Source organism: Camelimonas sp. FR25, from assembly GCF_059740505.1.
In genome coordinates this window covers 1-21443 of the sequence record NZ_JCAWFG010000084.1, presented here as the reverse complement: position 1 = coordinate 21443, position 21443 = coordinate 1, and the positions used below count along the sequence as shown (strand labels likewise).

Genomic DNA, 21443 nt, shown 5'->3' with positions numbered 1-21443 from the left:
CGCTGCATTGAGCCTCGGGGGGTGGCGTTGCGCCTCAATCAGGCCAGCGGACGCGCCCCACAAACGGCCCTGTGAATCAGCCTTTGCAACGCTGCGCCATGGCGGGATGGCCGCTGCCGCCGTGAGATCAGATCGCATCACATGGCGACGGGGTTGCGCCGACGGCGGCTGATAAACGCGCCTGCGACGGCTCTCGCCCGTCGGCTGGCAGCCGTCGCAGCCACCAAACCGCCAGGCGGTCCGCTTCGCCGGCTTGATTTGCGGCCGTGCGCATGCGGCAAACGCCTTGCCCTTGCCTTGCTTTTTGCCTGCCGGCGGCCCCACGCCCTGTGCGCGACGGCGCCGCCGCCCCGCAGCGCGCGCTTCATCATCGACATCATGCGCAAATGACGCGCTCAGGCCACGGCGACGAGTAGCAATCACCTCGCGCAAACGCGTTGAAATTCAAAGTTTTGGGGGCGATGTCCGCTGGACCACGCGGCGGCGGTTACGTTGTCCGCACCTAGGTGAGCGCCCGTGGCGAGGCGCTCAATTGTCGTCCTTGCGGGCGTAGATCATCACCAGATCGTCGGGGTGGGTCATGCCGAGATAGTTGCGGGCGAGATCTTCGAGCATGTCGCGGTCAATCGAGCCGTCGCGCATGCGGCCAATCCGGTCCTCCATCACCGCCCGCTGCGCCTTCACGGCGTTGAGCTCGGCGGTCAGCTGGATGATCTCGGCCTTGATTTCGCGTTTTGCCTCAAGGCCGCGCTGGCCACTTTGGGCATGCAGCACAAAGTAGCCAACGATCCCGCCTGAGACGGCGTAGAGCGCAAGCGGCAGCAGCACAGAGCGGAATCGGCGACGGATGACCATGACGCCATCATGCGCCGCCAAGGGTAAACAGAGGCTTGCCGAAGCGGATATTCCAGCCCGCCATGGGACCTCGTCGACCGCGCATGATTTTCACGCTGTCCACAATTAAAATCGTCGCAAGCGAAACAATCCGCCAACAGTTTCAGCCACATGGGCGCGCAAGGCGTCCGCCAGGCCGACAGCAGGCGACGGTTCGCTGGCGGAGGGCGAATCGTGGCGTGGCGCGCCAGTGAAAGCCCGGCGTGGCCGGCGTCACCCCACACAGCACGATGGCGACGTGCGCCGCCTGCCCACGGCGTCGCCAATTGCGGACTGTGACACATCGCCCAAGAACATGGCATGCAAATGCATCTATCCAACAATTATTAGCACGCCATCCGCAGCGGCAATACTCCGCATCGCTACAGCGAATAGTCAAGAATATTTCGCGTACTTGACTAACGCATAGTAATCGCTATGAAAGCTGCCGTTTTCACTTCATTATGGACATTTATTGTTATGTTACATCGATTATTGATGGCGACAACTGGCGTATTGCTCGTATCGGGCGCGGCGCTGGCGGCTGATTTGCCGACGTCTGAACGCAATGCACCGACGGTGACCGCTGCGGAACTCCGCGTTCCGCCCATGAACCGCTTCGAAGGCGCCTTCGTCGGCCTCAGCTTCGGCGGCGGCAAGAGCGCGGCGATCAAGGCGAGCGGTGGGCGGGTCAAGGGCGAGACATTCGTCCTGGGCAATGTGCGCGCCGGCTACAATTGGCAGAATGGGCCGTTGGTGCTGGGTGTTGAAGCTGGCGTCAGCCCGGCTTTCGGCGGCCGTAAGAGCTCCGATAAGGCCGGCAGTGGTTTCGGATTCGCCGATGCCCGGCTGAAGCTTGGCCTCGCCAGCGATCGCGCCATGGTTTACGGCTTCGGGGGCGTGGCGCTTCTCCAGGCCACTTACACCGACGCGCCGTTCAACGCCGGGCGCAATGCGTCATTCAACGACATGAGCAAGCCGGAGCGCCAGAGCCTGATCGCCAGCGGCGGCAAGACCTATAACCGCTCGCAGTTCAAAACCGGCCTGATTGTCGGCGCTGGCGCCGAATATGCCCTCGACGATAACTGGAGCGTCAGGGCTGAGGCCGCGCACATCTCCGTCCGCGGCGTGGCGAGCGCGGGGAAAGGCGCAGGTAAAAAGGGGCGCGCTGGCGAAAATATCGTGTTGGTCGGCCTGAACTATCGCTTCTGATGAAGGGCGCATCACCCAGGGCGCTGAACATGCAAGGGACGCCTCCGGGCGCCCCTTGCCGCACTCACAGCTCGAAGCTGCAGCGCGCCGGTACGGGCGTCAGAGCGAGGTCGGATCGCTCACGATCGGCGCTTACACCCCATCTCCGCGTGGGGAGCGAATTCTGATCATCCGGGTGTCTCCGTCTGATCGCAAGGCGCCCTATTCGCCAGGCAACAACACCGCTGCGCCAGTGGTGACGCGGCTTTCCAGCGCCCGGTGGGCGTCGGCGGCCCGTGACAGCGGGAAGCGGTTATTGACATGCACCTTGATGGCGCCGTGCTCCACCGCGTGGAACAGATTGGCGGCCATCTCGGTCAGGCGCTGGCGGTCGGAGGTGAAGGTGAACAGCGTCGGCCGCGTGGCGAATAGCGAGCCGCGCGAGGCGAAATCGGCCATGGCGATGTTCTCGACTGGCCCTGAGGCGTTGCCGAAGTTCACATAGAGGCCGAACTGCCGCAGGCAGTCGAGCGACCCCTTGAACGTGTCCTTGCCGACGCTGTCATAGACCACGTCGCATTTGGCCCCATCCGTCAGCTCGGCGACGCGGGCGACGAAATCCTCGCGGCGATACTGGATGACCTCGTCGCAGCCATTGGCCAGCGCCAGCGGGATCTTGTCATCGGAGCCCACCGTGCCAATCACCCGCGCGCCCAGGGCGCGGGCCCATTGGCAGGCGATCAGGCCGACGCCGCCGGCTGCGGCGTGGAACAGAATGGTGTGGCCCTCGCCAACCTTGAAGGTGCGGTGCAGCAGGAACTCCGCCGTCAGCCCCTTCAGCATGACGGCGGCGGCGGTTTCGAAGCCAATCGCCCCCGGTAGCTTGACCACATTGGCTGCGGGCACACAGCGCTCCTCGGCATAGGCGCCGATGGGGAACACATAAGCGACGCGATCGCCTGGGGCGAAGTCGCTCACGCCCTCGCCCACCGCAACGATTTCACCAGCGCCCTCGCCGCCAGGAATGAACGGGCGTTTGATCGGGTACATGCCGCTGCGATAGTAAGTGTCGAGGAAGTTGAGGCCGATGGCCATCTGCCGGATGCGCACCTCGCCTGGCCCTGGGAAGCCCGGATCGAAATCCTCATAGGTCAGCGCCTCTGGCCCACCCATTTCATGCACGACCATCGCCTTCGTCATGACCACGTCTCCTCGCCTGTCGCGTCCTGCGGATGCTGCGCATTGGCGCTGCGCCGCAGCAGCCCTGAGCGAGCAATCTGTCGTCCGCAGGGCGGCTGCGCCAGCCCTTTCCGCTGACGTGCACAATCAATCCCGTTTAATCCCGCATCCGCGCGCCGCCTGAAACCACTCGACCCAGCAAAACGCCACGCGCGGCTTTGGGCCGAACGTGCTCGGCGCCGGCCCTCGCGCGGCGATCGCCGGCGGCAAAAAAAGAGGGCCGCGCGATGCGCGGCCCCCGGTGCGGTCAGTGCAATCGCCCAGCTGCCTGACAGCCGGGCTGGCGCGCGGCTCATACCAAAGTGCGGTGAGCACGACAAATCGCACTTTGGTCAAGCCCGTGCGGCGCCTGAGCAATCCAGGATGCGGATGCGTCAGCATCTTCGCATCCTGGTATCAGATGTCTTCGCCGTGGCCGTGCTCGCGGGCGGAGGCCTCCGCCTTGACGCGGTTGCGGCGGGCCCAGACATTGATGAACTCCACCATCGCGGCGAAGGCCATGGCGGCATAGATGTAACCGCGCGGCAAATGGAAACCGCCGCCTTCCGCCACCAGCGAGACGCCGATCAGCATCAGGAAGGCCAGCGCCAGCACCTTGGTGGTGGGGTTTTCGGCGATGAACTTCGCTACCACGCCCGAGGCCAGATACATCACCGCAACGGCGATGAGCACGGCGATGATCATGATGGTGAGATTGTCAGCCATGCCGATGGCGGTGACGATCGAGTCGACCGAGAACACGAGGTCGATCACCGCGATCTGCGCCACCGCCGCCATGAAGGCGCGGGGGGCGGCGGCGCGCACCTCATCATGGGCGTCGCCCTGCACCTCGCCGTGCATCTCGTGCACCGCCTTGTAGAGCAGGAACAGGCCGCCGACGATCAGGATGATGTCGCGCCATGACAGCTCCTCTCCGAGGATGGTCAGCACCGGATAGGTGAGCTTCATGATGGCGGTGAGCGCGAACAGCAGCGCCACGCGGAACACCAGCGCCATGGCGAGGCCAAGCCGCCGTGCGCGCTCCGCCTGCTCTGGCGGCAATTTCGCCACCAGCACCGAAATAAACACCACATTATCGATGCCGAGGACGATTTCCATCGCACTGAGCGTCAACAGGGCCGCCCAGCCCTCCGGACTTGCCAACCAGTCAAACACGGGGATCTCCACTTCTGAAACGTCGTGAGCCTGCGGCCACGTCAGCAGCGCGCGCAGCGCTGTGGGGGAGCCTGGTCCGCAGGTCAGGAACGTGCGTTCAATCTTTGCCGGGAGACACGTCGCCCCCTCGCCTCGCGCCACGAGGCCAGGGCGCCACGCGCGCCGATTTTGTGGCGTAAAATGGGCGCCAGTTGCCGCCACTTGAAGAGGCGGGCCGCTTTTAATTCATCACGAAAGCGCATAGGTCTCGGATATGGCGAATTGCACACCAGAAATTGCCGTCGTCGGCGCTGGCGCAGCCGGCTATGCGGCGGCATTGGCGCTGGCGCGTGAGGGCTTCCGCGTCTGCCTGATTGGCGCGCCCGCCGTCGCCGCGCCCGGCCGCACCGTGGCGCTGTTCGGCGCCTCAACCGCCTTCCTGCACGCCCTTGGGGTCTGGGACGCCGTCAGCGCCCGCGCCGCCAGCATGGATGTGATGCGCATTGTCGATGACACAGGCAATGTCTTCGCCGCGCCGCCCCTGACCTTCAGCGCCGGCGAACTGGGGCTGGACTCCTTCGGCTGCAACATTCCCAATGATGACCTGGTGGCGGTGCTGGCCGAGGCGGCGGCGGCCACGCCCTGCTTCACCATGCTGCCGCAGAGCGTGCGCAACGCCATGCTCGGCGGGGCGCGACCGAGACTGATCCTCGACGATGGCGCGGAGATACTCGCCGATCTGGTGGTGGGCGCCGATGGCGCGCGCTCGCTGATCCGCAGCCGCGCCGGCATCGAGACGCGCAGCTGGAGCTACCCGCAGACCGCTATCACCGGCGTGTTCAGTCACCAGCTCGGCCACCGCAATATGTCGACGGAGTTGCACACCCGCCATGGCCCATTCACCCTGGTGCCATTGCCGGGCAAGCGCTCCAGCCTCGTCTGGGTGACGGCGCCAGAGAACGCCAAACGCCTGGCGGCGCTTGCCCCCGAGGAACTGGCCCTCGCCGTCGAGCGCCAGGCCCATTCCATGCTGGGCGCCATGCGGGCCGAGAGCGGCTGCGGCGTCATTCCCATGCGCGGCCTTGCTGCGGCGCGCTACGCCAGCCAGGGCGTGGCGCTGGTGGGCGAAGCGGCGCATGTGTTCCCACCCATCGGCGCCCAGGGCCTCAACCTCGGCCTGCGCGATGTCGCGGCCTTGCGCGACTGCCTGGTGGCGGCGCGTCAACAAGGCGATGGCCCAGGTCTCATGCGTAGCCTCACGCGCTATGACCGGGGACGCCGCCTCGACGTCGCCACCCGCTCCGGCGCGATCGACGTGCTCAACCGCTCGCTGCTCAGCCGCAATCCGGCGATGGATTTGCTGCGCGGCGCCGGCATGCTGGCGCTGGGCGGGCTACGGCCGCTGCGGCAGATCGCCATGCGCGAGGGCCTCGCGCCTTATCTCGGCCTGCCGCAACTGATGCAGACCTGGCGTGACAATCCGGGGCTCGCCGAAACCCCGGCGCAAATGCATGGCGGCAGGAGCGCCGCCCGGCCATGACAGCCGCCTTCGCGCGACCCTGGCCAGGGCGGATTGAACGGTCGCGCATCTTTCTTTTCGCCGCCGTCTGACCTATCGCAGAACCAGGCGCGTTCAACGCGCACGAAAACCATGCGGCCCTGTCAAAATCGCCGCAGAATCGCCTGAATGGAGCGCCCGATGAAATTGCCCCGCCAGTTCTTCCGCCCTCTCGCGATCGGCGCGCCGGCCCCCTACACCGAGCTGCCGGTGCGTCTTGAGCGCATGATCCATTTCGTGCCGCCGCAGAACGAGAAGATGCGCTCCAAGGTGCCGGATCTGATCAATCAGGTCGACGTGGTGCTGGGCAATCTCGAAGACGCCATCCCCGCCGACCAGAAAGAAGCCGCCCGCGCTGGCTTCATCAAGATGGCGCAGGACAATGACTTCGGCACGACAGGCCTGTGGACCCGGGTCAATTGCCTCAACAGCCCATGGGTGCTCGACGATATCACCGAGATCGTCGCCAATGTCGGCGACAAGCTCGATGTGATGATGCTGCCCAAGGTCGAAGGCGCCTGGGACATTCATTATCTCGACCAGCTGCTGGCCCAGCTCGAGGCCCGCCACAACGTCAAGAAGCCGATCCTGATCCACGCCATTCTGGAGACCGCCGAAGGCGTCAAGAATGTCGAGGAGATCGCCGCCGCCTCGCCGCGCATGCATGGCATGAGCCTCGGCCCGGCCGACCTCGCCGCTTCGCGCGGCATGAAGACGACGCGCGTTGGCGGCGGTCACCCGGACTATAAGGTGCTGTCTGACCCGAACAGCGACGGCGCCGCCCGCCAGATCGCCCAGCAGGACCCGTGGCACTACACCATCGCCCGCATGGTCGACGCCTGCCAGGCCAATGGACTCAAGGCGTTTTATGGCCCGTTCGGCGACTTCTCCGACCCGGAGGCCTGCGAGGCCCAGTTCCGCAACGCCTTTTTGCTCGGCTGCGCAGGCGCCTGGTCGTTGCACCCCTCGCAGATCGCCATCGCCAAGAACGTCTTCAGCCCCGACCAGGGTGAGGTGGCTTTCGCCAGGCGCATCCTCGAGGCCATGCCAGACGGCACCGGCGCGGTGATGATCGACGGCAAGATGCAGGACGACGCCACCTGGAAGCAGGCCAAGGTGATCGTCGATCTGGCCAAGATCGTCGCCGCCAAGGACGCCGATTACGCAGCGCTCTACGGCCTGTGACATTGCGCAGCGCGCCGTCGCCTTCGGGCCGACGGCGCGTTCGCCCCACACTTCAGCTCAGGGAAGCGCCCTTGCGGAGACACAGTTCATGAAGACCGGATCGGCGAAATTTGCCATTGGACAGGTGGTGCGCCATCGCATCTATCCGTTCCGCGGCGTGATTTTTGACGTGGATCCGGAGTTCGCCAATACCGAGGAATGGTGGGAATCGATCCCGGAGGACATCCGTCCGTCGCGGGAGCAGCCGTTCTATCACCTGCTCGCCGAGAACGACGACACGCAATATATCGCTTACGTGTCCGAGCAGAATCTGGTGCCAGACGCCTCGGGCGCGCCGGTGAAACATCCGCGAGTCGATGAGTTCTTTACCCTCGGCGAAGACGGCGCCTATCGGGTGCGGCCAGGACAAGCGCATTGACATCAGGCGCACTAAGCTCAGGCGCATTGAGCCCAGGCGCATTGACGTCGGGCGCATAGATGGCGCGGCGAAGCAGCCCGTGAGGAGTGACGCGATGGAGCACGACATGCAGCCGGCTAACCGCTCTCGCGTCACGTGGATCGTAGAGGGCGGCGCCACGCGCGGCGCTGCCCTGACAGTGCGAGCCACGCAGCGGTCGCGGCGGTCTCTGGCGGCGCTCCCGGCGGCGCTGGCGAGCGTGGCGCTGGCGGCGGCGCTGGCGTTCGGCGCGCCAGTCGCGCTGGCTGCAGGCGACGCCCCTCCGTCCGCCGCGCCAGCCGTTGAAGCGCCCAGGCCGCAACAGGATCAGGGCCAGCAAACCGGCAATTTCCTCAAAAACATGATGAAAACCGGACCCAAGGCGCCCGACGCCTGGTGCCAGCGCGACGCCACCCAGCGGGTGCTCACCCAGGCCAAAGCGGTCCCCCAGTCACCGACAGCCGGCGCCGGCGCCGAGCTGATGGCGGCGACGCCCGACGACTGCAACCCTGAGTTCGCCCGCCTGCTCGGCGCCTGCGTCAACGACCCCGGCCACGCCGCCCCGCCCCCACGCGACGCCTCCCTCTCCGACCGCACCCGCCTTTGCCTCGCGCATCTGGCGGAAGCAGGCGTCAAGGCGTCCCGCTAGTCCACGCGCCAGCCCCGGCGCACGCCACGGCCTTCCAGGCCTTAAGCGGGCATGCGCCGCAAGCCTCCCAACCACCGTCATGCCCGTGCTCGTCACGGGCATCCACGCGTTTGCTTCCGGTCGTGCAGCGCGTGCTACGGCTGGCCTTGTCCCGTCAGCGATGTTCGGTCAAACGCCACGGCGAAGACGTGGATGCCCGTGACGAGCACGGGCATGACGCGGAGTGATGGCGGACAGCGACTCTGGGCTGCTCAGGCCGGCACGGCGGCCAGGCGGCCGGTCGGCTTGACTGCATTGCGACTTGGCGAAGGCTGCCAAAGGTAATGACAGGCCTCGATATAGCGCCTCCCCAATTTCATCCCCCCACCGTCATGCCCGTGCTTGTCACGGGCATCCACGCGTTTGCTTCCGGTGGTGTGGCGCGTGCTACGGCTGGCCTTGTCCCGCCAGCGATGGGGGGGGCAACGCCAAGGCGAAGACGTGGATGCCCGTGACAAGCACGGGCATGACGGAGAGAAGGCGGATAGCGACGCTGGGCTTGTGGCAAGCTGCAAGGCGGCCCGACGGCGGGTCGGCTTGACTGCATGGCGAGTTGGCGAAGGCTGCCAAAGGTAATGACAGGCCTCGATATAGCGCCTCCCCAATTTCATCCCCCCGCCGTCATGCCCGTGCTCGTCACGGGCATCCACGCGTTTACTGCCGGTCGTGTGGCGGGCGGATGGTGCGGCGCGCACTGCGGCTGGCCTCGTCCCGTCAGCGGTGGGCGATCAAACGCCGGGGAGAAGACGTGGATGCCCGTGACGAGCGCGGGCATGACGCAGCGAAGTTGGAAAGTGGTGGCGAGGTGATGACCGCGGCGAGAGTGTCTGAACCCCGACCTGCCAAACTGAAGCGGCCGCGCATGGGCCGCCGCGCATGGACCGCTACCGTCCATGCGCCTTCCTTCCGGCCAAGGCCAACTCGCTTTCGACTCAGGCAGCGCCCTTCTGCTCCGCTTCGCCGCGCGCCCAGCCGTCCTTGGTCTCAGCGATAAAGTCATCCAGCCGGCCAGCGGTGATCGCCTGGCGCAGGCCAGCCATCAGCTCCTGATAATAGGCCAGATTATTCCAGGTCAGCAGCATCATGCCGAGGATCTCGCCGGATTTGACGAGGTGGTGCAGATAGGCGCGGCTCCACTGGCTGGAGGCCTCGCAGGCTGAGGTCTCGTCCAGCGGGCGCACGTCTTCGGCGTGGCGGGCGTTCTTGAGGTTGACCTTGCCGTTGCGGGTGTAGGCCAGGCCGTGGCGTCCAGCGCGGGTCGGCATGACGCAGTCGAACATGTCCACGCCGCGCCGCACCGATTCCACCAGATCGTCGGGCGTGCCGACGCCCATCAGGTAGCGCGGCTTGTCCTCGGGCAGGATCGGCGTCACCACGTCGAGCATGGCGAGCATCACCTGCTGCGGCTCGCCGACGGCAAGGCCGCCGATGGCGTAGCCGTGGAAGCCGATGTCGATGAGCTTGCGGGCGCTCTCAACGCGCAAATCGGGCACGTCGGCGCCCTGGACGATGCCGAAAATGCCATGGCCCTTCAGCCCCGCGAACGCGGCTTTGGAGCGCTCGGCCCAGCGCAGGCTGAGCTGCATGGCGCGGTCCGCCTCCTCGCGCGAACACGGCATGCGCACGCATTCGTCGAGCTGCATGGTGATATCGGCGCCGAGCAGATGCTGGATCTCGATGGAGCGCTCGGGCGTCAGCTCATAGGAGGCGCCGTCGATATGCGACTGGAAGGTGACGCCCTTCTCGGTGATCTTGCGCAGTTTCGACAGCGACATCACCTGGAAGCCGCCGGAATCGGTCAGGATCGGGTGCGGCCAGTTCATGAAGCTATGCAGGCCGCCGAGCCGGGCCACCCGCTCGGCGCCGGGCCGCAGCATCAGATGATAGGTGTTGCCCAGCACCACGTCGGCGCCCAATTGCTTGACCTGCGCCGGATACATCGCCTTGACCGTCGCCGCCGTGCCGACGGGCATGAAGGCCGGGGTGCGGATCTGGCCGTGGGCGGTGGTGATGACGCCGGTGCGGGCGCGACCGTCGCTGGCCAGCGCCTGATAAGCGAAGTCGGGGGCAGCGATGGCGGTCTGTTCTGGGGCGGTGGTCACGGCGACCTCTCCTGACATGTGCGGCGCTCAGGCGCTGGCGTCGGCGGCCCGCAGCAGCAGGCTGGCGTCGCCATAAGAATAGAACCGGTAGCCATGGGCGATGGCGTGGGCATAGGCCGCCTGCATCGTCCCAAGCCCGCTGAAAGCGCTGACAAGCATGAACAGCGTCGAGCGCGGCAGATGGAAATTGGTCATCAGCACGTCAACGGCGCGGAAGCGATAGCCGGGCGTGATGAAAATGTCGGTGGCGCCGCGCCACGCCTGCACCGAACCGTCGGAGCTGGCGGCGGCGGCGCTCTCCAGCAACCGCAGCGAGGTGGTGCCGACGGCGACGATGCGGCCGCCGCGCGCCCGCGTCTCACGGATCTGCGCCGCCACATCGGCGCTGATGACGCCGATCTCGGCGTGCATCCGGTGATCGTCGGTGTCGTCAGCCTTCACCGGCAAAAAGGTGCCGGCGCCCACATGCAAGGTGACGAAGGCATGATCGACGCCAGCCGCCTTGAGCCGAGCGAACAGCTCCGGCGTCATGTGCAGGCCGGCGGTCGGAGCCGCTACGGCGCCGTCTTCACGGGCGAAGACCGTCTGGTAATCCTGGCGGTCGCGGGAGTCTTCTGGGCGCTTGCTGGCGATATAGGGCGGCAGCGGCATGACGCCAACCAGTTGCAGCGCCTCATCGAGATAGGCGCCGGACAGCGAGAAGCGCAGCAGCGCCTCGCCTGCCTCGCCCTTCTCCACCACCTCCGCCTGCAACTCGCCCAGGGCGCAGGCCGCGCCTTCCAGCGCCGTCTCGCGGGCGCTGAAGCGGATGATATCGCCGACCGCCAGCCGCTTGGCCGGGCGGGCGAAGGCGCGCCAGGCGTCGGGCGCCTCGCGCATATGCAGCGTCACCTCGACCCTGGCGATGTTGTCGCCGCGGGCGCGCTGGCCGCTGAGGCGTGCCGGGATAACCCTCGTGTCATTAAGGATCAGCAGATCGCCAGGCTGCAGCAATTGCGGCAGGTCAGACACCTGCCAGTCGCTCAGCTGCGGTTCAGCGCCCGCTGGCTGGATGCGCAACAGCCGGGCCGCGTCGCGTGGCTCCGCCGGACGCACGGCGATGGCGCTGTCCGGCAGTTCGAAATCAAACAGGTCAACTTTCACGCCACTGCGCTCCGGAGCCTCGCGGCCATGCTGGTCCCGCCCATCCGCCCTGGGGGTCGGGCTGGCGACGGCTGGGCGCCGCAAGGGCGTCCACAAGGCCGTCCAAAGGGGGCGCGCACGGGGCGGCCAAACCCGCCATGCCGCTGACTGACGCCAAAAACATCAATGGGATGGGCGCGTCGCCGCGTCCATCCCGGAACAGATCGTCACTGCCTGCGCCGCCCCTGCAGGCGGCGATGGCCAATGGACCGACGCAGGCCTCAGCCGATGCGGGCGCTGACGATGCGATCGGGGTTCTGCACCGGCTCGCCCTTCTTGATCTGGTCGACCACGTCCATGCCCTCGGTCACTTCACCCCACACCGAATACTGGCGATCGAGCCAGGGCGCGTCGGCGAGGCAGATGAAGAACTGCGAATTGGCCGAATTCGGGTTGGCGGTGCGGGCCATCGAGCAGACGCCGCGCAGGTGCTTCTCATTGCTGAACTCAGCCGGCAGGTCCGGCAGGCTCGAGCCGCCGGTGCCGGTGCCATGCGGGCAGCCGGTCTGGGCCATGAAGCCGTCGATGACGCGGTGGAAAGCGATGTTGCTGTAGAAGCCCTGGCCGACCAGGGTCTTGATGCGCTCGACATGCTTGGGCGCAAGGTCAGGACGCAGCTTGATCACGACATTGCCCTTGGTGGTCTCAAGGGTGAGAGTGTTATCGCTCATGGTGTATTCCTTCCTGGCGCAGCCGTCGCGCGGCGCGTGCTGGCCCTATCATCCCGCCTTCCGCCGCCACAACGGGGACGCCGATGCGGCTTTGTGCGCCCAAATCGCAGCGGCTGGACGACCAGACGCTGCGCCATGGCGGGCGGGTTGCATGGTCCGCTCAACGGCGAGCCGACCATGCTGCAATGTCTTGTGTTAAGGCGCCGGCCGCATCACGGCGGCGGGCGCCGGGCAAGCGCCACAGGACGCAGGCCCGGGCGATCCGAACCGATGACGCTCTAGCGGCGGCGCGCGCCGATGTCGAGTGCGACAGTGGCGAAAGCGGCTTTAGTCAGTTGCTTTCGCCGCCCGGGCGGCGGTGGCCGCAGAGGGCGGCGCAGCCTGAGCGGGCGCGCGCGGCCCTGGCGCTTAGTTGGCGGGCGCCATCTGCATCTTGACGATCTTGTCGGGCGTCTGGACCAGGCCGTTGGCGGCCTTGTCGCCCTTCTTGATCTTGTCGACGACATCCATGCCCGCGGTCACCTGGCCGACGACGGTGTATTTGCCGTCAAGGAACGGCGCCTTGTCGAACATGATGAAGAACTGCGAATTGGCCGAATCCGGCGACTGGGCCCGGGCCATGCCGACCGTGCCGCGAACGAAATGCTCCTTGGAGAACTCCGCCGGCAGATTGGGCAGATCGGAGCCGCCAGCGCCGGTGCCCGTGGGATCGCCGGTCTGGGCCATGAAGCCGTCGATCACCCGGTGAAACACGATGCCGTCATAAAAGCCCTTTTTGGTCAGGGCTTCGATCTGCGCCACATGCTTCGGCGCAAGGTCAGGCCGCAGCTTGATGGTGACCCTGCCGTCCTTGGTGTCGAGCAGGACGGTGTTGGCGCCTTTGGCCGCGTCCTTCGCGCCATCCTTGCCAACCTGGGCGAAGGCCGGGGCGGCGAACAGGGCGAAGGACAGCGACGCAGCCAGCGCCAGTGCGAGAGATTGCTTCACGAAACATGCTCCAGATAACGTCGCCGCTTGCGCAGCGTCAGAAAGGCGGTGATGGCGCGCAGCGTCAGGCCCTTGCGGCACGTTTGGCGGCAAGACGTGCGGCCACGCCTTCCGGCACGAACAGCCCGACATTGCCGCCCATCGCGGCAATCTGGCGAACCAGCGTGGCGGTAATCGGGCGCACGGCGGGCGACGCCGGCAGGAACACCGTCTGAACCTCCGGCGCCATGGCGCCGTTCATGCCGGCCATCTGCATCTCATAGTCGAGGTCTGAACCATCGCGCAGGCCACGGATGATCTGCGTCGCCCCAACCTCGCGCGCCGCCTCAATGGCGAGGCCAGCGAAGGTCACCACATCGAGCTGCGTGTTGTAGCTGTCAGCGATGGCGCCGCAGGATTCGCGTAGCATCTCCTCGCGCTCGGCCACGGTGAACAGCGGCGTCTTGCCCGGATGGACGCCAATGGCGACCACCAGCCGGTCAACCATGGCGCAAGAGGCGCGGATAACGTCGATATGGCCGTTGGTGACGGGATCAAAGGAGCCCGTGTAGAGCGCTGTGCGGGTCATGTTCCACCGTTCTGTCGCGATGCGGATTTGCGGCGAGGTTAGAACATGATCTTGCGTTTCTGAACCACGCGCGGCGCGGTTTTCGCGGTTTTACGCGATTTGTGCGTGCGGGTGGTAGAGCCGCGGACAGGAGGCGGCGGATCCCGTGCGCTGGGACGGTCGGGGCGCCAGCGTCGTTAGGGCCTGTAGGCGGCGAAGGCTTGCACGCGCGTCTGGCGACCATGGCTTGCTCCGGCGCCCGCCAGAAAGACGTGGATGCCCGTGACAAGCACGGGCATGACGCTGGGGGATGTGGCGAGGGAGGCGTCCAGCGCGCGACGACCGGATGCCTGGCGGGCTCGGACAGTGGGACGCCAGGAAGCCAATCCGTCACACCGCCCTGATGCTCCCGGCAACCAGAAAAGCTCGCGTCATGCCCGTGCTTGTCACGGGCATCCATGCGTTGACTTTGACGACCTAACAAAAACAAACAAAGCCAATAGTTTGAATATAGAAATTAATTCACCTTATCAACTTCGAAACGTATGCCAGCGTTTGTGCCTCCAAAACCACTCAACTGCCTGAAGGACCTCATATCGAACAAATATACCTATTGAAAATCAGTATGTTATATAACAACACTAACCCCATCACCTTAACATTCACCCCTAACTCAACACCTCCACATCCACCACGCCGTTGATGGCGCGCAGCGCGCTGGCGATCTGGGGGGTGGCGAGGTATTTGCCCTTGAGCTTGACCTCGACCTCGCGGCCAGCGTCCTCAAGCATCAGGATCAGCGACACCTCGCTGTCGCCGCGTTCGCGCAGGCGCTGGGCGATGGAGTGGACCGGGCGCTCATCGCGCAGGAAGATGCGCAGGCCCTTCTGGTGTTTGGCGACGGCGGCGTCGAGCGGCTCGACGCTCTGGATGCGGGCGCGCACTTCTTCGCCCTCCACCGAGGCCTGCAGGATCAGCACCAACGGCTTGCCCGGCTCGAACAGGTCACGGAAGTGGCTGAGCCCCTCGCTGAAGATGATGGCCTCGAACTGCCCGGACTGATCCGAGAAATTGATGATGCCCATCTTGTTGCCGCTCTTGGTGCGGCGTTCCTGCTTGTCGAGCACGGTGGCGGCGACGCGGCCGACGCCGGAGCCGGATTTGGCGGCGCGAACGAACTGGCTCCAGCGCTGCACCCGCAGCTTCTCCAGCAGCGCGCCATATTCATCGAGCGGATGGCCGGTGAGGAAGAAGCCGACGGCGTCGTGCTCCTTCTGCAGCCGGTAGGCTGGCAGCCACGGCTCGTAGTCCGGAATGCGCAGCGGCTCCGGCGCCGCGCCCGCCCCGCCGAAGAAATCGTTCTGACCGATCGACGCCGCCTCCTGGGTGCGGTTGGCCAAAGCGATCATTGACTCCACGCCGGCGGTGACGCGGGCGCGATCCTTGTCGAGCAGGTCGAAGGCGCCGGCGGCGATCAGCGCCTCCAGCGTGCGCTTGTTGACGAGGCGCGGATTGAGCCGTGAGGCGAAATCCGCCAGGTCGCGGAACGGCCGGTCGCCGCGCGCCGCCACGAGCGCCTCAACCGCCTGGGCGCCGACGCCCTTCACCGCCGCCAGGGCGTAGCGGATGATGCTGACGTCTTTCTGGTGCTCCACGGCGAAGCTGACGCCGGAGGTGTTGATCGACGGCGGCTCGACGCGGATGCCGAGGCGCTCGGCCTCGCGGCGGAATTCCGAGAGCTTGTCGGTGTTGTCCATATCCAGCGTCATCAGCGCCGCCAGGAACTCCACCGGGTAATTGGCCTTGAGATAAGCGGTCTGGTAGGCGACCAGCGCATAGGCAGCCGCGTGGCTCTTGTTGAAGCCATAGTCGGCGAAGCGGGCCAGCAGGTCGAAAATCTCGTCGGCCAGCGCCTTGGGGATGTCCTCTTCCTCAGCGCCATCGACGAAGCGGGTGCGCTGGGCGTCCATCTCCGCCTTGATCTTCTTGCCCATGGCGCGGCGCAGCAGGTCGGCCTCGCCGAGCGAATAGCCCGACAATTCCTGCGCCACCTGCATCACCTGCTCCTGGTAGACGATGATGCCGAAGGTCTCACGCAGGATCGGCGCCAGCTTGGGGTGCAGATACCATTTCTCTTCCGGCTCGCCCTGGCCGTGCTTGCGCTCGCAATACACCGGGATATTGGCCATCGGGCCTGGACGATACAGCGCCACCAGCGCGATCAGGTCTTCCAGCCGGTCGGCGCGCATGTCGACCAGCGCCTTGCGCATGCCGACCGATTCCACCTGGAACACGCCGACGGTTTCGCCGCGCCCCAGCAGCTCATAGGTCTTGCGATCATCCAGCGGGATCTTCGACAGGTCGATGTGGATGTCGCGCAGGGCCAGCAGATCGACGGCGGTGCGCAACACGGTGAGCGTCTTCAGGCCAAGGAAGTCGAACTTCACGAGGCCAGCCTGCTCCACCCATTTCATGTTGAACTGGGTGACCCGCATGCCCGATTTCGGGTCCTTGTACAGCGGCACCAGCTGCTCAAGCGGCCGGTCGCCGATGACGATGCCGGCGGCGTGGGTCGAGGCGTGGCGGTGCAGCCCCTCCAGCTTCTGCGCCACGGTGAGCAGCTGGCCCACCACCGGGTCCTCCTGCGCCGCCTCCGCCAGCTTGGGCTCATCGGCCAGAGCCTGGGCCAGCGTCACCGGATTGGCCGGGTTCTGCGGCACCAGCTTGGTCAGGCGATCGACCTGGCCATAGGGCATTTCCAGCACCCGCCCGACGTCGCGCATCACGCCGCGCGCCTGCAGGGTGCCGAAGGTGATGATCTGCGCCACGCGCTCATCGCCATAGCGACGCTGCACGTAGCGGATCACCTCTTCGCGCCGGTCCTGGCAGAAGTCGATGTCGAAGTCCGGCATCGACACGCGCTCAGGATTGAGGAAGCGTTCGAACAGCAGCTTGAAGCGCAACGGGTCAAGGTCGGTGATGGTCAGCGCATAGGCGACCAGCGAGCCTGCGCCCGAGCCACGCCCCGGCCCCACGGGTATGTCCTGGGCCTTGGCCCACTGGATAAAGTCCGAGACGATCAGGAAGTAGCCGGGAAACTTCATGCGCTCGATGATCGACAGCTCATAGTCGAGCCGCTTCTCGTAATCGGCGACGGTCAGCCCCTCGGCCGGACCGTGGGCGTCGAGCCGCGCCTTGAGGCCAGCCTCGGAGCGCTGGCGCAGATCCTCGGCCTCATCCATCTCCAAGCTGAATCGCGGCAGCATCGGCTTGGTGGTGCGGGTGCGCACCGAGCAACGCATGGCGATTTCGACGGTGGAATCGAGCGCTTCGGGCAGATCGGCGAACAGCGCCTGCATTTCGGCGCGGGTGGCGAAATGGTGCCGCTCGGTCAGCCGGCGGCGGCGCACATCCGACACCAGCCGACCCTCGGCGATGGCCAGCAGCGCGTCATGGGCTTCAAAATCTGCGCCTGAGGAGAAATAGGGCTCATTGCTGGCGGCCAGCGGCACGCCGCGCGCAAAGCCCAGCCGCACCAGCTCCGCCTCGATCGCCGCCTCTTGCGGCGAATCCTGCCGGTCGGCGTGCCGCTGCAGCTCAATGTAGAGCCGGTCGCCATACAGATCCTGCAATTGCTGCAGCCGCCGCTCGGCCACCGCGGCCTGCCCCCCCGCCAGCGCCATATCGACCGGGCCGTTGGGGCCGCCGGTGAGCACGATCAGCCCGTCGGCGTGCTGCTGCAGGAACGGCAACCGCACGTGCACCGGCTCGCCTGGCTGGGCGTCGAGCCAGGCGCGGCTGGTCAGCTGCAGCAGATTGCGATGGCCCTCCTCGTCGGCGGCCAATAGCACGATCGACGGCATCCGCCGTTCGAGCTGCGGCCGTGCGTTGGGATCGGGCTCCTCCAGGGCGATGTTGAGCTGCAGCCCGGCGATCGGCTGAATGCCGGAGCCGGCGAATTTCTCGGAGAACTCAAGGGCCCCGAACAGATTATTGGTGTCGGTGAGCGCCATGGCTGGCTGCCGGTCAGCCTTGGCCAGCTTCTCCAGCGTCGGGATGCGCATGGCGCCCTCGAGCAGCGAATAGGACGAATGCACATGCAGATGCACGAATCCGACGTCGCGAATGATCGAGGACATGACGCGCCTTTCCTGATCGCCGCCCCAGACGCCGCAATTGGCGGACGCTGACGGACCCGGCATGCATAGAGCATGATGACGCCATTCTGAACCGGTTCAACCGCCGGTTCTTTCGCGTGTGGAGCGTTTGCCGCCGCACGGGCATGCAAGGCTTATGCGGAGACGCCGTGGCGCGGCCTGCCCGCGCGGCCTCATGGGCGGCGCAACTGGCCCGCCTCATTTCTGCACATACAGCGCGCGGCGAAGGGCAGCCCGAACCCACCCTGATGCGCCTCTGTGCGGCCCATGGCGTCGCACGTGCGACCAATTCTGTCCGCGCCGCCCGTCCAATACCGGCCAGCCGCGCCGCCGTGCGCGCGCAGGAAGATGGTCCGCCCACGAAGCCCCAAGGTCACTTCAGATTTTTCTGACAAGACTCGCCGAACATGCGTGGTCATCGGCCATTATTGCGCGCGACAACGGATAATAACATCAACATATCTATAATAACGCAGATGTGATTGGCGCATATTTACCCGCATAAAGCTTTGAACTCGGCAACTGCGCTAGAACTATTGTCAGAATCATTTGGGTTAATTTGCAGTATAAACAGTTGTAAGGAGCATCTATTGTCTTTGATGCTAAAAACCATCACCAGCGTCAGCGGACTGCTGGCCTGGGCATGGCTGACATCAGGGAATGCCTGGGCATCCTGCGCCATCCAGCCGGGCGGCGTCATGCGCTGTGACGCGAGCGCGCCAGACCCTACGACGACGCCCGTCCAGGTGGGGCGCACGGTGCTCAGCCTGACAGTCGACGGCGGCGCACTGACGGGCGGTGTGGTGGGCAACGGCCCGTCGCCGGTCACCCTTCAGCTGCTGCAGGGCTCCATCAGCCATTACGACAACACGCTCGGCTATTCGAACATCACCTTTGCCGAGCAAGGCTCCGCCAGCGTGACTGGCGACATGCAGACGGGCGCCAGCAATGACATGGTCGTCATGCACAGCGGCGCGGTCGCCGGCGCGGTCCGCCAGGGCGAGGGGCTCGACAGCTTCACCATGACCGGCGGCGTCATCGGCATGCTGGACCAGGGCGACCAACGCGACGTGTTCGAGATGTCGGGCGGTGAGATCACTGGCGCCTTCCTGAATGGCGACGTGGCCCGCATGACCGGCGGCGTCATTGGCCGGGTCGACATGAAGCTCGATGACAATATTTTTGACATGGAGGGCGGCCTGATCCGGGGCAATCTGGTGACCGGCCTCGGCAATGACCAGATCTCCATCTGGGATGGTGAGATCGGCGGCGACGTCAGCGTCAGCAGCGGCACGGACAGCCTGCGCATCCTGGGCGGGCGCATTGGCGGCGCGGTCCGCATGGGGGCCGGTGACGACACGCTGCTCTGGCAGGACCGCAGCACGATCGCCGGCGCCATCGACATGGGCGATGGCGATGACCGTGTGACGCTGCGCAACCTGAGCGCAAGCGACATGTCGTCCACCCAGCAAATTGACGGCGGCGCCGGCGCCGACACGCTTGTCCTCGCCGGCTATGGTCCTGAAACAGTTGCGGCTGCTGGACTGCAGAACTTCGAGCGGCTGGAGAAAACCGAAATCGGTCGCTGGACCCTGACCGGGACCCTGACAGGTTTCCAGCAGGTCACGGTCAGTCAGGGCGTCTTGCGCCTTGCCGGCGACAACAGCGGCTTTGCCGGCGAAACGCTGGTCGCGCCGCCAGGCGTGCTTGAAGGCAGCGGCATGTCCCTCACCCCGCGCATCGACAACTGGGGGCTGGTGCGCTTCATCCAGGCTGATGGTGGCAGCGAGAGCTATGCGGGCGCCATTGCCGGCATTGGCGCTATCGAAAAGACCGGCGGTGGGCGCGTCACCCTCACCGGCCAAAACACCCATACGGGCGGAACCTGGATCCGCGAGGGCATGCTGGCAGCCAGCAATGACCAGGCGCTTGGCGTGTATGGCGACGTGGGCCGGCCCAATGGCGGCGACGTCATTATCGATGGCGGCAGCTTTGGCTTCGCCTCAAGCTTCACCCTGGATTCGCGCCGCGGCATCAGCGTGACCGAGCGCAACGGCGGGCTGCACGCTGATGCCGGTGTGCATGGCGTCATCCCCAATCGGATCTTCGGCCCAGGCGCCCTGACCAAGACCGGCCCTGGCCTCGTGACGCTGGCTGGCGAAAACACCTTCACCGGCGGCCTGACCATTGCCTCTGGGCCGCTACAGCTGGGCGACGGCGGCACTGATGGTTCAGTCATTGGCGATGTGCTTAACCACGGTGAACTGATCTTCAACTACGGCGGCAGCAAAACATTTTCCGCGACGATCTCAGGATCCGGCGCGGTGCGACAGCGGGGAACAGGCAACACCGTGCTGACCGGGGTCAGCAACTATAGCGGTGAAACCATTGTCGAGCTTGGCGGTCTCGTCATCGGCGGGGCCAGCGAGCCCAACGCCGCCCTCACCGGCGGCGGCCTGACGCGGGTGCTCAGCGGCGGCGTGCTGGGCGGCTATGGCCGTATCGCAGGCGATGTCGTCAACGACGGCGTGATCGCCGCCGCCAGCGCCCTCACCGGCTTTGGCCGCGCCGGCGTCGGCGCGTTCACCATCGATGGAACGGTGATCAACCGTGGGCTGGTTCAGCTTGGCAATAGCCTCGGCTCTGGCGCTGGCAGGTCAGATGTCGGCAACCGTCTCAACGTCGGCTCGTGGGTCGGCGACGGCGGCCAGCTGGCGATCCGCACCGTGCTCGGCGACGATGGTTCGGCCACCGACCAGCTGACGATCAACGGCGGTAGCGCCAGTGGCTTCACCACCGTGCGCGTCAGCAATACCGGCGGCACGGGCGCCCAGACCCATGGCGACGGCATCGAGGTGGTGGCGGCCCGCAGCGGCGCGGTCACCACGCCTGGGGCCTTCAGCCTGGCAGGCCCGCTCGTCGCCGGCCCCTACGAGTATGAACTGCATCGTGGCGGCAGGGATGGCGACGGCGAATCCTGGTATCTGCGCTCGATGATGATGAAGCCGACGCCTGGCCCTGAGCCTGTGCCGACTACGCCCACAACGCCCGGCGGCGGCGCGCCAGCGCTGCCCTATTATCGCGCCGAAACCTCGCTCTATGCCGCGCTGCCCTCGATGGCGCTCAATTATGGCCGGGCGATCATGGGCACGATGCATGAGCACATGGGCGAGCAGCAGCTGTGGCGCGAGGGACAGGACGGTGGGGCCCCAGGTAATTCCTCGTCAGGTCAGTCTTCAGCTGGATTTGGCGGCGGCTGGGGTCGGGTGATCGGCCAGCACGTCGCGGAGACGACCTCAGCCGGCGGCATCTATGGCGGCGGCCCCGCGTTCAATCAGGATATCGCGGCGATCCAGCTCGGCCTTGACCTGTGGCGGCGGCGGCAGGACGACGGCAGCGGCGACCATGCCGGGGTGTTCGTGGCGATTGGCCAGTCCAATGGCGACGCCCGCCATGTGAACGGCGTGCGCGCCGGGCGCGTGCGCGTCGACGC

At 66.0% G+C, this 21443-nt stretch carries 15 protein-coding genes; 6 read left to right on the top strand and 9 right to left on the bottom strand.

Translation table 11 applies throughout. From position 1 onward, the window contains the following. Nucleotides 1-528: 528 nt before the first annotated feature. Nucleotides 529-855: an FtsB family cell division protein gene (locus tag AC6A67_RS11075; RefSeq protein WP_498036618.1), complete on the bottom strand. Its 327-nt coding sequence runs from the start codon at nucleotides 853-855 to the stop codon at nucleotides 529-531. Between the two features lie 516 nt (nucleotides 856-1371). Here AC6A67_RS11075 and AC6A67_RS11070 point away from each other — a divergent pair. Beyond that, nucleotides 1372-2085: an outer membrane protein gene (locus AC6A67_RS11070; RefSeq protein ID WP_498036617.1), complete on the top strand. Its 714-nt coding sequence runs from the start codon at nucleotides 1372-1374 to the stop codon at nucleotides 2083-2085. Nucleotides 2086-2286: 201 nt separating this feature from the next. Here the strand turns inward: AC6A67_RS11070 and AC6A67_RS11065 are convergent, their stop codons facing one another. Further along, nucleotides 2287-3264, bottom strand: coding sequence for a quinone oxidoreductase family protein (locus AC6A67_RS11065; protein ID WP_498036616.1), 978 nt, complete (start codon nucleotides 3262-3264; stop codon nucleotides 2287-2289). A 435-nt stretch (nucleotides 3265-3699) separates the two neighbouring features. Then, on the bottom strand, nucleotides 3700-4458 hold the full coding sequence (locus AC6A67_RS11060; protein ID WP_498036615.1) for a TerC family protein: 759 nt from the start codon (nucleotides 4456-4458) through the stop codon (nucleotides 3700-3702). A gap of 253 nt (nucleotides 4459-4711) precedes the next feature. Here AC6A67_RS11060 and AC6A67_RS11055 point away from each other — a divergent pair, with 253 nt between their 5' ends. The 4 genes from AC6A67_RS11055 to AC6A67_RS11040 all read left to right on the top strand — a co-directional run bounded on the left by AC6A67_RS11055 (nucleotide 4712) and on the right by AC6A67_RS11040 (nucleotide 8265). Continuing rightward, nucleotides 4712-5977, top strand: a complete 1266-nt coding sequence (locus AC6A67_RS11055) for an FAD-dependent monooxygenase (protein WP_498036614.1) — start codon at nucleotides 4712-4714, stop codon at nucleotides 5975-5977. A 159-nt stretch (nucleotides 5978-6136) separates the two neighbouring features. Beyond that, nucleotides 6137-7180, top strand: coding sequence for an HpcH/HpaI aldolase/citrate lyase family protein (locus AC6A67_RS11050; RefSeq protein ID WP_498036612.1), 1044 nt, complete (start codon nucleotides 6137-6139; stop codon nucleotides 7178-7180). An 88-nt stretch (nucleotides 7181-7268) separates the two neighbouring features. Then, entirely contained in the window at nucleotides 7269-7598 is a 330-nt protein-coding gene (hspQ, locus tag AC6A67_RS11045; protein ID WP_498036611.1) for a heat shock protein HspQ, read from the top strand. Between the two features lie 106 nt (nucleotides 7599-7704). After that, nucleotides 7705-8265: a hypothetical protein gene (locus AC6A67_RS11040; protein WP_498036610.1), complete on the top strand. Its 561-nt coding sequence runs from the start codon at nucleotides 7705-7707 to the stop codon at nucleotides 8263-8265. A gap of 971 nt (nucleotides 8266-9236) precedes the next feature. On the opposite strand, the gene tgt is transcribed toward AC6A67_RS11040, so the two are convergent. The 6 genes from tgt to dnaE all read right to left on the bottom strand — a co-directional run bounded on the left by tgt (nucleotide 9237) and on the right by dnaE (nucleotide 17932). Further along, on the bottom strand, nucleotides 9237-10406 hold the full coding sequence (gene tgt / locus AC6A67_RS11035) for a tRNA guanosine(34) transglycosylase Tgt (protein ID WP_498036609.1): 1170 nt from the start codon (nucleotides 10404-10406) through the stop codon (nucleotides 9237-9239). Nucleotides 10407-10433: 27 nt separating this feature from the next. Beyond that, nucleotides 10434-11549 carry a tRNA preQ1(34) S-adenosylmethionine ribosyltransferase-isomerase QueA gene (gene queA / locus AC6A67_RS11030; RefSeq protein ID WP_498036608.1) on the bottom strand — a complete coding sequence of 372 codons (1116 nt, stop codon included), beginning with the start codon at nucleotides 11547-11549 and terminating at the stop codon, nucleotides 10434-10436. 260 nt (nucleotides 11550-11809) lie between these two features. Further along, nucleotides 11810-12259, bottom strand: a complete 450-nt coding sequence (locus tag AC6A67_RS11025) for a peptidylprolyl isomerase (RefSeq protein WP_498036607.1) — start codon at nucleotides 12257-12259, stop codon at nucleotides 11810-11812. Nucleotides 12260-12667: 408 nt separating this feature from the next. Then, nucleotides 12668-13246, bottom strand: a complete 579-nt coding sequence (locus AC6A67_RS11020; protein WP_498036606.1) for a peptidylprolyl isomerase — start codon at nucleotides 13244-13246, stop codon at nucleotides 12668-12670. Between the two features lie 64 nt (nucleotides 13247-13310). After that, nucleotides 13311-13814, bottom strand: coding sequence for a pantetheine-phosphate adenylyltransferase (coaD, locus tag AC6A67_RS11015; RefSeq protein ID WP_498036605.1), 504 nt, complete (start codon nucleotides 13812-13814; stop codon nucleotides 13311-13313). Nucleotides 13815-14461: 647 nt separating this feature from the next. Continuing rightward, the gene (dnaE, locus tag AC6A67_RS11010; RefSeq protein WP_498036604.1) at nucleotides 14462-17932 is read right to left on the bottom strand and encodes a DNA polymerase III subunit alpha; all 3471 of its coding nucleotides are present in this window, start codon (nucleotides 17930-17932) and stop codon (nucleotides 14462-14464) included. Nucleotides 17933-18648: 716 nt separating this feature from the next. Between dnaE and AC6A67_RS11005 the strand changes: the two genes are divergently transcribed. Continuing rightward, nucleotides 18649-21443, top strand: a 2795-nt coding sequence (locus AC6A67_RS11005) for an autotransporter-associated beta strand repeat-containing protein (RefSeq protein WP_498036603.1), incomplete at its 3' end; no start/stop codon positions are given.

Coding starts and splice junctions, on each gene's coding strand:
- AC6A67_RS11055 (WP_498036614.1), top strand. CDS start 4,712: ATGGCGAATTGCACACCAGAAATTGCCGTCGTCGGCGCTGGCGCAGCC.
- dnaE (WP_498036604.1), bottom strand. CDS start 17,932: ATGTCCTCGATCATTCGCGACGTCGGATTCGTGCATCTGCATGTGCAT.
- AC6A67_RS11075 (WP_498036618.1), bottom strand. CDS start 855: ATGGTCATCCGTCGCCGATTCCGCTCTGTGCTGCTGCCGCTTGCGCTC.
- AC6A67_RS11040 (WP_498036610.1), top strand. CDS start 7,705: ATGCAGCCGGCTAACCGCTCTCGCGTCACGTGGATCGTAGAGGGCGGC.
- coaD (WP_498036605.1), bottom strand. CDS start 13,814: ATGACCCGCACAGCGCTCTACACGGGCTCCTTTGATCCCGTCACCAAC.
- hspQ (WP_498036611.1), top strand. CDS start 7,269: ATGAAGACCGGATCGGCGAAATTTGCCATTGGACAGGTGGTGCGCCAT.
- AC6A67_RS11065 (WP_498036616.1), bottom strand. CDS start 3,264: ATGACGAAGGCGATGGTCGTGCATGAAATGGGTGGGCCAGAGGCGCTG.
- AC6A67_RS11070 (WP_498036617.1), top strand. CDS start 1,372: ATGGCGACAACTGGCGTATTGCTCGTATCGGGCGCGGCGCTGGCGGCT.
- AC6A67_RS11050 (WP_498036612.1), top strand. CDS start 6,137: ATGAAATTGCCCCGCCAGTTCTTCCGCCCTCTCGCGATCGGCGCGCCG.
- AC6A67_RS11025 (WP_498036607.1), bottom strand. CDS start 12,259: ATGAGCGATAACACTCTCACCCTTGAGACCACCAAGGGCAATGTCGTG.